Raw genomic sequence first — 12,216 nt, forward strand, 5'->3', positions numbered from 1 at the left:
GCAGCAGGTACGCTCTATTTCATGACCCCCGCACCTGTGATCATCGCCATTGACGGGCGATCCGGCGCAGGGAAAACCACTCTGGCCATCGAACTGGCCGCGCAGCTGCGGAACCATCACAAAGTCGCGCTCTTCCACCTGGAGGACATCTACCCGGGCTGGAACGGCCTCACCGCGGGCATCGAGCGCTACGTTTCCACCGTGCTCACGCCGTTGAGCCGCGCCGAGCCCGCCACCTGGACCAGCTGGGACTGGGAAAGGCATTACGACGGCGACACGCGGGTCACGCTGCCCGCCGAGATCGTGATCATTGAGGGAGTGGGGGCGGCGGCTGCGGACGCCCGGCCCCTGCTCAGCGCTGTCATCTGGGCAGATTCGCCGGACGACATCCGCAGGAAGCGGGCCTTGGACCGCGATGGCGGCACGTATGAGCCCTTTTGGGACCAGTGGGCTGAGCAGGAGGAAGCCTGGCTCGCCGCCGACGACGTCCCTCACGCAGCCGATATCCGCGTCCTCAACAATGCCGACGGTTCCGCCACCGCCGACGTCATGCAGGCCCTCGCGTACCTGCCCGCACTCGGACCGGCGCTTGTTCCCGAGCTTGCCGCCCGCCGCGGCCTCAGGCTGCGCGCAGAACGGCTGGACGCCAGGCCGGACGCCGCGGTGCTCTTCGAGAACCTGTACGGCGGCTCGGCAAATGCCGTCTGGCTGGACTCCTCCAACGCGGACGTCGGCGGCGCGGACATGGCCAACGCAGGCTCCCCCAAACCGTCCGCCGGCGCACCCGCAGGGCCACCCCCGGAGTCGTGGCCAGCGACGCAGCCGTCGCCCGCCACCGTGCGCAGCCGGTTCAGCATCCTGGCGGACGACGGCGGGACGTACGGCCAGGCGGTCACGCACCGGTCCGGCGAAAGCGTCATCACGGCAGGCTCCGCCACGGCGCGCGTGCCGGGACCGTTTTTCCGCTGGCTGGACACCGTCTGGGGACGCCGGGCGGTCCGCACGCCGGACGGCTACCCGGGCGACTTCACTCTGGGCTGGCTGGGCTGCCTGGGTTATGAGCTCAAACGCGAAACCGGCGGAACGGACGTGGCAGCGCCGACTCCCGACGCGGCCCTGATCTTCGCCGGCCGCGCCGTCGTTTTGGACCATGTCGAAGGATCGGCCTGGCTCCTGGCGCTGGAAGCGCCCGACGCCGACAGCTGGCTGGCCACCGCCCGCGCCGCCGTCGCCGCAAGCACACCGGATTCAGGCGCCCAAACTGCGCACGCCGGCGGCAGCAACGGCGTCGTACGTCCCGTTGGGGCCGCGTTCAGCAGCAGAGACACGGAGCCCTCCTACCTGGCCAAGATCGCGGCCGCCCAGCACGAAATCCATGAAGGAAACTCCTACGAGGTGTGCCTGACCACCACGCTCACGGCCCGGCTGCCCGCCGCCGCTGTGGCCCCCTGGCCCACGTACCTCGCGTTGCGGCGGAAGAATCCCGCGCCGTTCGCCAGCTACCTGCGGTTCGGCGGGCTGACGGTGGCCAGCACGTCGCCGGAGCGGTTCCTGAAGATTACGTCCGACGGCGGCATGCGCGCCGAACCGATCAAGGGCACCCGCCGCCGGGGTGCTGATCCGGAGCGTGACAGGCAGCTGCGGGAGGACCTGGAGACCTCGCTGAAGGACCGCGCGGAAAACATCATGATTGTGGACCTGCTGCGGAACGACCTCAGCCACTTCGCGGAGCCCGGATCGGTGACGGTCAGCAGGCTGTGCGAGATCGAAAGCTACGCCACGGTGCACCAGATGGTCAGCACCATCGACGCGCGGCTCCTGCCCGGCTCGCCGCGGGCCGAGGCGGTGGCCGCCTGTTTCCCGGCCGGCTCCATGACCGGCGCCCCGAAAATCAGCACTATGGCCATCCTGGACCGGCTGGAGGAAGGCCCGCGCGGCCTGTATTCCGGCGCGATCGGCTACTTTTCGCTCAACGGGGCCACGGACCTGGCGGTGGCGATCCGCACCCTGGTAACCACGGCGGAGGCCGGGGACGGCAGCGGACAACCGTCGACTGCGGAACTCACCCTCGGCGTCGGCGGTGCCATCACTGCCGACTCGGTACCTGACGAGGAGTACGACGAAATCCGCGTGAAGGCGCACGGTGTGCTTTCCGCGCTGGGTGCGGACTTTCCCACCGACTGACCCCGCCCCGGCCCGGCCCCCGCCCGGAGTTACTGGAGCGTGGCGGTCAGCCTGGCGACGTTATCGACATAGCGGGCAGCGAGGGGGCGCTGCAGCCAGTCCTCGAGTATGAGCTCGTTGGAAATGTCACGGTAGGTGTCTTCGACCGCGCGCATGTTGTTCACGATTTCCGCGCCGAGCAGCATCACCGAGACCTCCATGTTCAGCGAGAAGGAGCGCATGTCCATGTTGCTGGAGCCCAGGACGGCCACTTCGTCGTCGATGGTGAAGTGCTTGGCGTGGAGCACAAAGGGCGCTTTGTAGAGGTAGATCCGGACGCCGGCCTCCAGCAGTGCCTCGTAATAGGAACGCTGGGCGTGGTGGACCAGGAACTGATCGCCCTTTTCGGAAACGAACAGCTCCACGTCCACGCCCCGCTGGGCCGCTGTGGTGATGGCGTAGAGCAGGGAGTCATCGGGCACGAAATACGGGCTGCAGATGGAGATCCGGTGCTGGGCCGAGTAGATCAGGGTGTTGAAGAGACGCAGGTTGTTTTCCGTGATGAACCCGGGACCGCTGGGCACCACCTGGGCCGTGACGTTGCCCGGTTCGGGGTTGGCAGGGAGCTGCAGCTGGTGTTCCAGGGACTCGTCGGTTTCGCTCAGCCAGTCCGTGGCGAACACAACGTTCAGCGTGGTGACGATCGGTCCGCGCAGGCAGGCCATCAGCTCCACCCATTCGCGGCCGGCCTTGCGGTGTTTGGGGTTGTTGTAGGAGGGCTCGATCAGGTTCTGAGACCCCGTGAAGGCGAGTTCGCCGTCGACCACCATGATTTTGCGGTGGTTCCGAAGGTCCGGGCGGCGCCATTGTCCGTGGATGGGCAGCACAGGGAGCATGCGCTTCCACTGGATCTTTCCCGCCCGCAGCCGTTTGAGCAGGTCGCGGTAACCCCTGACACGGAGCGTGCCGATGTGGTCAAACAGCACGCGCACTTCCACGCCCCGCTCGGCGGCCTCCTCCAGGGCGGTCAGCAGGTCATCGGTGATGTGGTCCGTGCTCATGATGTAGAACTCGGCGTTGACGAACGTCTTGGCTTTGCGCACGGCCTGGGTCATGGCCAGAATCGAGTCCGGGTACCCGGGAAGGAGGTCCACGGAATTGCCGTCCACCATGGGGAGGGAGCCGAGACGCTGGTTCAATTCGCCAGCCGACTTCACCCATTCGGGCCCGGGGTACTCACTGACGACGTCGGCGAGCGCCGAGATGCCGGACCGCACCCGGGAGTTGATGATTTCCTGCTGCTGGCGGCGGCGGCTGGAGAGCTTGAAGTTTCCGAACAGCAGGAAAAGGACCAAACCCAGGAACGGTATGAAGAAGATACCCAGCAGCCAGGCCATGGCCGTGGTGGGGCGCCTGTTGCCGGGGATGATGCCGATGGCCAGAACCCGGATCACCAGGTCCGCAATGCTGAGCACCACTACCACCCACATCGGCGCGGTACCGACAAGCGAAACTGGCCACAGCACTGGAATACCCCCGGATTGCGCGCACCCGCGGACCGGTTCCGGCGGGGCAATGACCACAGCTTAGCCGCGGCGGGTCCTACTAAGCTGGAGCCATGACTTCTCCTGCGCCCGTGGTGCTCGTTTTCCTTGACTCCGCGTTCCCGGACGGCCGGCTGGCCGACGCTTCGCGGCCCCAGCTGATGGCCACGGACCAGGGCGCCACCCGCGGCGACGGCGTGTTCGAATCGATGCTTGCGGCAGGCGGCGCGGTCCGGAAGCTGCAGGCGCATCTTGACCGGCTCGGCGGGTCCGCGGACGCCCTGGACCTGGTGATTCCGGCGCAGGATGCGTGGCGGGCGGCGATCGCCACGGGCCTCGCGGCGCACCGCACGCAGCACCCCGCGCCGTCGCCCGCCGAGGACGAGCTCGTGGTGAAACTCGTGGTCACCCGCGGCCCGGAAGGCGCAGAGTCCCCCACAGGCTGGGTTCAGGTCTCCCCGGTAGGCGCCCTGGGACGCCGCCAGCGCGAAACCGGTATCGACGTCATCCTCCTGGACCGCGGCTACGACAGCGACGTGGCTGACCGTGCCCCGTGGCTGCTGCTCGGCGCCAAGACGCTGTCCTATGCCACGAACATGGCTGCCCTGCGGTACGCCCACAAACAGGGCGCCGACGACGTCATCTTCACCTCCTCCGACGGCCGGGTCCTGGAAGGCCCCACGTCCACTGTGCTGCTGGCACATCTGGAAACCTCCGACGACGGCGCCGGCGCCACCCGCACGGTGCGCCGGCTCATCACCCCGCAACTGGACAGCGGGATCCTCCCCGGGACCTCCCAGGGTGCCCTGTTCGCGGCGGCCAAGGCAGCCGGCTGGGAGCTCGGCTACGGGCCGCTGGAGCCTCGGGACCTGCTGGACGCCGACGCCGTGTGGCTGATTTCCAGCATCAGGCTGCTCGCGCCGGTGAACCACATCGACGGCAAGGAAGTCGGGACCCCTGCCGTGCAGAAGCAGCTGACGGCCGAACTCAACGCATTGTTTGCCGGGATCCAGTAGGTTCCGGGATTCAGCAGGGAGGCCTTAAGCCATGGCGGTCCGCAGTGCAGGGATCCTGCTGTACCGGCGGGGAGCAGACGGGCTGGAAGTGTGGATAGCGCACATGGGCGGACCGTTCTGGGCCCGCAAACAGACGCAGTCGTGGTCCGTTCCCAAGGGCGAGTACCTTCCCGACGAGGAACCCCTGCTGGCCGCGCTGCGCGAGTTTGCCGAAGAAATCGGCACGCCGCCGCCAGCTGTTGCCTACTTCGAGCTGGGCGCGTTCAGGCAACCGTCGGGAAAGATCATCACGGTGTTCGCCGCGGAGTCTGACTTCCAGCCGGAACGGATTGTGAGCAACACGTTCCCGCTGGAGTGGCCCAAAGGATCCGGCATCATCCAGGACTTTCCCGAGGTGGACGACGCCCGGTGGGTGACGGAATCCGAGGCCCGCAGCAAGCTGGTCAAGGGCCAGCTTCCCCTCCTGGACGCCCTGCTGGACCATGTTCAATGGCCCTAAATCGACCAGCCCGGGCCCGGGCCGGGGAGTTCACACGTGGCACTGCCCTGTTGGTCCGTCGCGCAGGTCCGTATGGTTTGGTGCATGAACTCTCACGAGCAGCCGACCAACACATTGACGTTTGACGAATGCTGGGAATTGCTGGCCGACGACATCCTGGGACGCCTGGCCCTCGTGGTGGACGGCCATCCGGAGATCTTTCCGGTCAACTACGTCCTGGACCGCAGAAGCATCGTCTTCCGCAGCGCCGGTGGCTCCAAACTGTGGGGCGCCCAGGCGGACCGTCCCGCAGCGCTGGAGATCGATGGATACGATCCCCGCACGGAGGTGGCCTGGAGTGTGGTGGTGCGCGGAGACACCGAAGTGATCGAGGCCCAGGCTGACAAGGACGCCGTCGACGCCCTGCAGCTGGAGCCCTGGCAGCCCGGGCCCAAGGACTACTACATCCGGCTAAACCCGCTCGCACTTACTGGCCGCCGCTTCCAGGTTGCCAAACCGGACGTTTGGAACACCCGGTTGTCGGACCGCCGTCGTGCTTCCTTCGAGTAGCGCGGGAGAGCTTATGGACAGCGAAGCCCCCGCTCCGCTCGTCCCCGGGGTCCGGATCCGGCTGCTGCGGCGGAGCGATGCAGCCGGCCTGAGCAGGGCCTACCTCCGTAACCGACAGCACCTCGCTGCGTGGGAACCGGAGCGGGACGAAGCTTTTTTCACTCCCAGGCATCAGCTGGACATCATCCGGGCCAAGCTCGCCCGGCATTCCGTGGGCCAGGAAGTTCCGTGGGTGCTGGTGAACCGCGACGATCCCGCGTACATCGTCGGCGCCGTCACCCTTACTGGCATCGTCCGTGGGCCGTTCCTCAACGCCAACCTCGGGTACTGGGTTGAATCCAGCCTCAACCGGCGGGGCATCGGAGCTGCCGCGGTCCGCTTCGCCACGGATCATGCCCGGACAGAACTGGGCCTCCACCGGGTCCAGGCGGCAACGCTGCTCCACAATGAGCCCTCACGCAAGATCCTCAAACGCACGGGGTTTCGGGAAATCGGCGTGGCGCCGCAGTACTTGAAGATCGCCGGCCGCTGGCAGGACCACCTGCTCCACCAACTGCTCCTCCACGGCTGACGCGATCGCGGCCGAATCCACAGCGCCCGCGCCACCTCACCGGCCCTCAAGGTTCGCCTAAGCTGGCCCCAAGCACTCTTGAATCCGCAACCGAAAGGCAGACCATGAGCAACGACGCTCACATCCCCGTCATCCTGGGCGGCGCACGGACCCCCTTCGGCAAGTTCCGCGGCGGCCTCTCCGGGCTCACCTCCAGCGAACTGGGTGCCCACGCCATCCGGAACGCACTGCAACGGTCCGGGGTGGCGCCGGAACAGATCCAGGCCGTCATCGTGGGCCAGGTTATCCAGGCGGGCGCTGGCCAGGGACCCGCCCGGCAGGCCAGCCTCGCCGCCGGCATCGGTTGGGATGTGCCCACCGTGACCATCAACAAACTGTGCTTGTCCGGCCTGACTGCCGTGATTGATGCCGCCCGGATGATCCGCGCCGGCGAGGCTGATTTTATTGTGGCGGCGGGCCAGGAGTCCATGACCAACGCCCCGCATCTGCTCCCCCGGCTTCGCGGCGGCGTGGCCATCGGCGATGCGCCGCTGCTGGATTCGCTGAACTTTGACGGCCTGCAGGACCCCGTTTCAGGTGAACTGATGGGCTCCGCCACTGACGCCGGGAACGCCCGCCTGGGCATCAGCCGCGAGGACCAGGACGCCGTCGCCGCCCTTTCGCACCAGCGGGCGGAGGCCGCCCGGGCGGCCGGCATCCTGGCTGAGGAGATCGCTCCTGTGGAGGTCCCGCAGCGCCGGGGACCCGCCGTCGTGATTGATGCCGACGAAGGCATCCGCGCCGGCACCACCATCGAGACGCTGGCGGCACTGAAGCCCGCCTTCTCCAAGGATCCGGCGGCCACCATCACCGCCGGTTCTGCCTCCCCGCTGTCGGACGGCGCCGCCGCAGTGGTAGTGGCCAGCAAGGCAGCCGCGGAAGCGGCCGGCCTCAGCTGGATCGCGGAAATCGGCAGCCACGGCCAGACCGCTGGACCGGACGGTTCCCTGCATTCCCAGCCGTCCCGCGCCATTGAGCGGGCCCTGAAACTTGAAGGGCTGACCATTGACGACGTCGACCTCATTGAGATCAACGAAGCTTTCGCCTCGGTGGTGCTGCAGTCCGCCAAGGACCTGGGGATCGACGCGGACAGGATCAACGCCGACGGCGGCGCCATCGCCCTGGGCCACCCGGTGGGCGCCTCGGGGGCCCGTCTGGTCCTGCATCAGGCACTCGCGCTGAACCGGCGCGGCGGCGGGACAGGCGTGGTTGCCTTGTGCGGCGGCGGTGGCCAGGGCGACGCCCTGATCCTCAAAGCCTGACGCCAGGTTCAAGGGCTCCGGGTCCAAGGATCACCAGCGGCACCAGGCGTTCCGCGCACGAAACCCGGACCAGTTCCGCCTGCCCCCGCGCCGCCCGGTTCTTGACGGCCGCCCGGTTGTTCACCCCTGTGTCGTCGCACCAGTCCAGGTTGTACGGGTAAGCGGTGACCCCGGCCTTCCCGGGAGCCACGCCAGCCGGGACGGTGAACATGAACGCCCCCGAATGTTCCCCATGACCCCGATTGTCCCGTCGGCGCCGGGGCTACGGAAGCACGGCGGGGTCACGGAAACACGCGTTGGTTACGGAACATGACGACGGCGGCGGTGCGGCGGGGCGGGCCGGATGTTACGTTTTTGGGGAGTAATGAGTACCGGCGCCAAGCCCTGACTGGCCGGTCGGCAACCCTCCCTTTCGCGGCGGGGTGCCTCAGGTGAATACTCGGCATATCGACCCATTCGAGCTGCAAGCGTGAAAGAAGGAGTTCCGTCGTGTCTGACGCCCCCGCCCCTGAAGAGAAACTGTCGTACCGGCTTGTCACCGGGCCCGATGACAGGTCGTTCTGTGAACGGATTTCCACCGCCCTGGCCGAAGGGTACGTCCTGCACGGCAGCCCCGCCGCGACGTCCAACGGAGGCGTTGTGATTGTTGCGCAGGCACTCATCCTCCCGTCGGCCATCGCCACCGCCGACGCCGCCGTCGCCTCCGCCGTGGATGACCTCGATTTCGACGGCGAGGGCCACGCGTGAGCTACGCCGGAGACCTCACCCCGCAGGAAGCCTGGGCCAAGCTGGAGCAGGGCGCCATCCTGGTGGATGTCCGCACCGAAGGCGAATGGGCCCACATCGGCATCCCCGACACCAAAGCCACGGACAACGATCCCCTGTTCATTCCGTGGACGTTCCCCGGCGGCATCCCCAACCCGGATTTCATCACCGACCTGACACAGCAGGCACCCCAGGACGACGGCACTGAACTCGTGTTCCTCTGCCGCTCGGGCCAGCGCTCCATCGCCGCCGCCGTCGCCGCGACGCAGGCCGGTTTCACCTCCTACAACGTCCTGGAGGGTTTCGAAGGCGAGCCGGACCGCTATGGCGAGCGCACCGTCAACGGCTGGAAGAACCGCGGCCTGCCCACCAACCTGGGAATAGCCAAGTGACCTTCAACCCAGACGCCGCCGGCTGGAGCGCCGAGACGCAGGCCGTCCGCGGCGGGCTGGACCGCACCAACTTCCAGGAAACCACCGAGCCCGTCTTCCTGAACTCGGGCTTCGTCTACGAGTCCGCTGCCGCCGCCGAGCGCGCCTTCACCGGCGAGGACGAACGCTTCGTCTACTCCCGGTACGGCAACCCGTCCGTGGCCACCTTCCAGGAGCGCCTCCGCCTGCTCGAGGGCACCGAGGCGTGCTTTGCGACGGCGTCGGGCATGTCAGCCGTGTTCACGGCACTGGGTGCCTTGCTGGCGGCCGGTGACCGGGTGGTTGCCGCGCGCTCACTGTTCGGCTCCTGCTTTGTGATCCTGAACGAGATCCTGCCGCGCTGGGGCGTGGAAACCGTGTTTGTTGACGGCCCGGACCTCGAACAGTGGGCTGCTGCATTATCGGAGCCCACCACCGCAGTGTTCTTCGAATCGCCGTCCAACCCGATGCAGGAAATCGTGGACATCGCCGCGGTCAGCGAGCTGGCGCACGCCGCCGGGGCCACCGTCGTCGTCGACAATGTCTTTGCCACTCCCCTGCTGCAGCGCTGCGGCCAGCTGGGCGCGGACGTGATTGTCTACTCCGGCACCAAGCACATCGACGGCCAGGGACGCGTCCTGGGCGGCGCCATCCTGGGCACCAAGGAATTCATCGACGGCCCGGTCAAGCAGCTCATGCGGCACACCGGCCCTGCGCTCTCCGCGTTCAACGCCTGGGTGCTCACCAAGGGCCTGGAGACCATGGCGCTGCGCGTGAACCACTCGTCCACGTCCGCGCTGCGGCTGGCCGAATGGCTCGAACAGCAGCCGGCCGTCAGCTGGGTCAAGTACCCGCTGCTCAAGTCACACCCGCAGTACGAGCTCGCCGCCAAGCAGATGAAAGCCGGTGGCACCGTCCTCACGTTGGAACTTGCGACGACGGATGGCCGCTCGGGCAAGGACGCCGCCTTTGCGCTGCTGGACGCCTTGCGGATCATCGACATCTCCAACAACCTGGGCGACGCGAAGTCCCTCATCACCCACCCGGCCACCACCACGCACCGCGCCATGGGTCCCGAAGGCCGCGCCGCCATCGGGCTCAGCGATGGAGTGGTACGGCTGTCCGTGGGCCTGGAGGACGTGGACGACCTCATCGGCGACCTGGAGCAGGCCCTGAAGCACATCTAGTCACAATTCGCTCGCGCGGAACCCGATGTACGTGGGCTGGGCCCTGGCGCACCTGGGAATTGGGCTGCTGCGCGATGATGCCTGGACGGTGGCGGCCCTCCCGGCGGATTCCGTCGCAGTGCAACGCGGGGTGCTTGGAAAAGAAGAGATCCTGGCGGCGTCGTTCCCGGTGGAGGTCAGCCAGTACCGCTTGTCCGTTCCCCGGTACGTGCCTCGCCTTCGCCGTGGATCGCGAGCCGGACTGCCACATCATCCCCGTCACTGATGCCTGCCGCGTCCCGGACGGCTTTCTTGACGGGCAACAGGTAGGAGCCGCTTTTGCTGTCCGGAAAGACCGAGGTCTGCCAGCTGCAGCCGGAGATTTCCGCCGTGACTCTGACCGAGCCGAAGCCCTTCCGGAATGCAGCTGCTTCCTCCCGGAGGTCGTCGGCAACGTCAGCCGGGAGGGTCAGGAAGTGCCACCCGGCTTCTCCGGGGTAGAGCCACAATTCGGCGCGGAACGAGTACGACGACGTCACGGCCTGAGTATGGCATGCCGCGTTGCCGGACGCATCCCCTGTCATGGCCGGGTCAGGCGAACGGCGGGTGAGGGAAACGGCGGCTCAGGCGCCCGGCTGGCGCAGTTCCCGGGAGGCCGTCTCCCGGACGGCGGCGGTCAGCTGGTTGAGCACCGGGGAGTCGATCTTCCAGCGTTGCCAGTACAAGGACACGTCAACGGGGTTCGCGGGGGCCAGCTCCACAAGGGCACCGCCGCGGAGGTCTGGCAGGCACTGTTGCTCCGGCAGCAGCCCCCATCCCAGTCCCAGCCGGATGGCCTGGGCAAACTCGGCCGACGACGGCACATAGTGCCGCGGCGCTGTCAGTTCCGCGCCGGTCATCGTGCGGAAGAACCCGTCCTGCAGGTCATCCTTGCGGTCAAAGTCCACCACCGGAGCCTGGCTTCCTGCAGCAAGTTCCGGCCCGTCGGGCCACCAGCGCCGGAGGTAGCCGGGGCTTGCCACCGCACGGTACCGCAGGGAACCCAGCGGTTCCACACTGCAGCCCTGGACCGGTTCCGGCGTTGCGGTTACTGCGGCCATCACCGATCCGGTCCGCAGAAGCTGGGTGGAATGCTGCTCATCCTCCCTGCGGAGTTCAAAGCACGCGCCGAGGTCCGGCGGAAGATTTGCCAGCGCAGGCATGAACCAGGTGGAGAGCGAGTCCGCGTTCACCACCAAGGGGATGGGCGCCGTCGGGCGGTCCCGGCTCCCGCCGAGCTCGTGCTGGGCGTCCCATTCGAGCTGCCGGACCTGCCGGGCGAACCGCAGGATGGCTTCTCCGGCTGTTGTGGGGCGGACGGGGTTGGTGCGCTGCAACAGGATCTGGCCGGCCGCGTCCTCCATCGCCTTGAGACGCTGGGAAATGGCCGACGGAGTGACGTACAGGCTGCGGGCCGCCGCCTCGAGCGTCCCCTCGTCCACGACGGCCGCGAAGGTACGGAGCTGCTCGAACTGGAACATCTTCATTAGCTTTCCTTAATAGAGCTAAGAATATTTAGCTGGAGTAATCATACGTCCGCCCGTACGTTGGAGGATATGGATCTGACTGCATTTATCGGCCCCACCGTGCTGGGCTTCGGCACGGGCCTCGCCCTCATCGTGGCCATCGGCAGCCAGAACGCCTTTGTCCTCCGGCAGGGCATCCGCGGCGAGCATGTGGCCGCCGTCGTCCTGGTCTGCAGCGTCTCCGATGCGCTGCTCATCGCTGCGGGCATCGCCGGAGTGGGGGCGCTGCTCCAGTCGAGTCCCGTGATCGTGGACGTGGTCCGGTTTGCCGGCGCCGCCTTCCTGGTGGGCTACGGCGTTATGGCGGCGCGCCGGGCGATTCGTCCGGGAGCATTAACGGCGTCGGGGCGGCAGCCCGCCGTCGGCCTCGGTGCCGCACTCAGTACGGTACTGGCCCTGACGTGGCTCAACCCGCACGTCTACCTGGACACCGTGCTGCTGCTCGGATCGGTGGCCAACCAGCAGGCGCAGGATCTGCGTTGGTGGTTCGGGGGCGGCGCCATCACCGCCAGCATCGCCTGGTTCAGTGCGCTGGGATTCGGCGCCAGGGCCTTGCGGCCCTTCTTTGCGCGGCCCTCCTCCTGGCGCATTCTGGACGGGCTCGTCGCAGCAGTCATGCTCACGCTGGGTGTGCGCCTGGCTGTCGGTGCATGACGTCGTCGTTTCT

General features: G+C 67.4%; 14 protein-coding genes and 1 riboswitch. Of the genes, 10 read left to right on the plus strand and 4 right to left on the minus strand.

What is annotated here, in order from left to right; translation table 11 throughout:
- Nucleotides 1-21: 21 nt before the first annotated feature.
- Nucleotides 22-2,184, plus strand: coding sequence for a chorismate-binding protein (locus tag ASG77_RS04155; protein WP_056341309.1), 2,163 nt, complete (start codon nt 22-24; stop codon nt 2,182-2,184).
- A gap of 29 nt (nt 2,185-2,213) precedes the next feature.
- On the opposite strand, the gene cls is transcribed toward ASG77_RS04155, so the two are convergent.
- The gene (gene cls / locus ASG77_RS04160; RefSeq protein ID WP_056341314.1) at nt 2,214-3,653 is read right to left on the minus strand and encodes a cardiolipin synthase; all 1,440 of its coding nucleotides are present in this window, start codon (nt 3,651-3,653) and stop codon (nt 2,214-2,216) included.
- Nucleotides 3,654-3,781: 128 nt separating this feature from the next.
- Between cls and ASG77_RS04165 the strand changes: the two genes are divergently transcribed.
- From ASG77_RS04165 to ASG77_RS04185, 5 genes are all read left to right on the plus strand, one after another.
- Nucleotides 3,782-4,723, plus strand: a complete 942-nt coding sequence (locus tag ASG77_RS04165; protein WP_056341315.1) for an aminodeoxychorismate lyase — start codon at nt 3,782-3,784, stop codon at nt 4,721-4,723.
- A gap of 31 nt (nt 4,724-4,754) precedes the next feature.
- Entirely contained in the window at nt 4,755-5,222 is a 468-nt protein-coding gene (locus ASG77_RS04170) for an NUDIX domain-containing protein (RefSeq protein ID WP_056341316.1), read from the plus strand.
- Nucleotides 5,223-5,306: 84 nt separating this feature from the next.
- Nucleotides 5,307-5,771 (plus strand): pyridoxamine 5'-phosphate oxidase family protein, encoded by a 465-nt coding sequence (locus ASG77_RS04175; protein ID WP_056341317.1) that lies wholly within the window; start codon nt 5,307-5,309, stop codon nt 5,769-5,771.
- Nucleotides 5,772-5,784: 13 nt separating this feature from the next.
- Complete coding sequence (locus ASG77_RS04180) at nt 5,785-6,342, plus strand: GNAT family N-acetyltransferase (protein ID WP_056341319.1); 558 nt, start codon at nt 5,785-5,787, stop codon at nt 6,340-6,342.
- Between the two features lie 104 nt (nt 6,343-6,446).
- Complete coding sequence (locus ASG77_RS04185) at nt 6,447-7,643, plus strand: acetyl-CoA C-acetyltransferase (protein WP_056341320.1); 1,197 nt, start codon at nt 6,447-6,449, stop codon at nt 7,641-7,643.
- On the opposite strand, the gene ASG77_RS04190 is transcribed toward ASG77_RS04185, so the two are convergent.
- Nucleotides 7,633-7,854 carry a hypothetical protein gene (locus tag ASG77_RS04190; protein ID WP_056341322.1) on the minus strand — a complete coding sequence of 74 codons (222 nt, stop codon included), beginning with the start codon at nt 7,852-7,854 and terminating at the stop codon, nt 7,633-7,635. The two genes, ASG77_RS04185 and ASG77_RS04190, sit on opposite strands and share 11 nt — an antisense overlap.
- A 149-nt stretch (nt 7,855-8,003) precedes the next feature.
- A riboswitch (SAM riboswitch) is annotated at nt 8,004-8,119 on the plus strand.
- 13 nt (nt 8,120-8,132) lie between these two features.
- Here ASG77_RS04190 and ASG77_RS04195 point away from each other — a divergent pair.
- From ASG77_RS04195 to ASG77_RS04205, 3 genes are read left to right on the plus strand one after another with little or no spacing between them, the layout of a single operon-like run.
- Nucleotides 8,133-8,390, plus strand: a complete 258-nt coding sequence (locus ASG77_RS04195; RefSeq protein WP_056341324.1) for a DUF1737 domain-containing protein — start codon at nt 8,133-8,135, stop codon at nt 8,388-8,390.
- On the plus strand, nt 8,387-8,800 hold the full coding sequence (locus tag ASG77_RS04200) for a rhodanese-like domain-containing protein (RefSeq protein ID WP_056341325.1): 414 nt from the start codon (nt 8,387-8,389) through the stop codon (nt 8,798-8,800). Before ASG77_RS04195 ends, ASG77_RS04200 begins: the two co-directional genes overlap by 4 nt.
- Nucleotides 8,797-10,005 (plus strand): O-succinylhomoserine sulfhydrylase, encoded by a 1,209-nt coding sequence (locus ASG77_RS04205; RefSeq protein ID WP_056341326.1) that lies wholly within the window; start codon nt 8,797-8,799, stop codon nt 10,003-10,005. Before ASG77_RS04200 ends, ASG77_RS04205 begins: the two co-directional genes overlap by 4 nt.
- A gap of 176 nt (nt 10,006-10,181) precedes the next feature.
- Here ASG77_RS04205 and ASG77_RS04210 read toward each other — a convergent pair whose 3' ends face one another.
- A complete protein-coding gene (locus tag ASG77_RS04210) occupies nt 10,182-10,523 on the minus strand; it encodes a DUF1905 domain-containing protein (protein ID WP_235564292.1) in 342 nt (113 codons plus the stop codon).
- An 84-nt stretch (nt 10,524-10,607) separates the two neighbouring features.
- A complete protein-coding gene (locus tag ASG77_RS04215; RefSeq protein WP_056341329.1) occupies nt 10,608-11,510 on the minus strand; it encodes a LysR family transcriptional regulator ArgP in 903 nt (300 codons plus the stop codon).
- A 69-nt stretch (nt 11,511-11,579) separates the two neighbouring features.
- Between ASG77_RS04215 and ASG77_RS04220 the strand changes: the two genes are divergently transcribed.
- Complete coding sequence (locus ASG77_RS04220; protein ID WP_056341331.1) at nt 11,580-12,203, plus strand: LysE/ArgO family amino acid transporter; 624 nt, start codon at nt 11,580-11,582, stop codon at nt 12,201-12,203.
- Nucleotides 12,204-12,216 lie beyond the last annotated feature (13 nt).

Source organism: Arthrobacter sp. Soil762, assembly GCF_001428335.1.
GTDB lineage: Bacteria > Actinomycetota > Actinomycetes > Actinomycetales > Micrococcaceae > Arthrobacter.

Coding starts and splice junctions, on each gene's coding strand:
- ASG77_RS04215 (WP_056341329.1), bottom strand. CDS start 11,510: ATGAAGATGTTCCAGTTCGAGCAGCTCCGTACCTTCGCGGCCGTCGTG.
- ASG77_RS04185 (WP_056341320.1), top strand. CDS start 6,447: ATGAGCAACGACGCTCACATCCCCGTCATCCTGGGCGGCGCACGGACC.
- ASG77_RS04175 (WP_056341317.1), top strand. CDS start 5,307: ATGAACTCTCACGAGCAGCCGACCAACACATTGACGTTTGACGAATGC.
- ASG77_RS04180 (WP_056341319.1), top strand. CDS start 5,785: ATGGACAGCGAAGCCCCCGCTCCGCTCGTCCCCGGGGTCCGGATCCGG.
- ASG77_RS04165 (WP_056341315.1), top strand. CDS start 3,782: ATGACTTCTCCTGCGCCCGTGGTGCTCGTTTTCCTTGACTCCGCGTTC.
- ASG77_RS04190 (WP_056341322.1), bottom strand. CDS start 7,854: ATGTTCACCGTCCCGGCTGGCGTGGCTCCCGGGAAGGCCGGGGTCACC.
- ASG77_RS04220 (WP_056341331.1), top strand. CDS start 11,580: ATGGATCTGACTGCATTTATCGGCCCCACCGTGCTGGGCTTCGGCACG.
- ASG77_RS04170 (WP_056341316.1), top strand. CDS start 4,755: ATGGCGGTCCGCAGTGCAGGGATCCTGCTGTACCGGCGGGGAGCAGAC.
- ASG77_RS04155 (WP_056341309.1), top strand. CDS start 22: ATGACCCCCGCACCTGTGATCATCGCCATTGACGGGCGATCCGGCGCA.
- cls (WP_056341314.1), bottom strand. CDS start 3,653: ATGTGGGTGGTAGTGGTGCTCAGCATTGCGGACCTGGTGATCCGGGTT.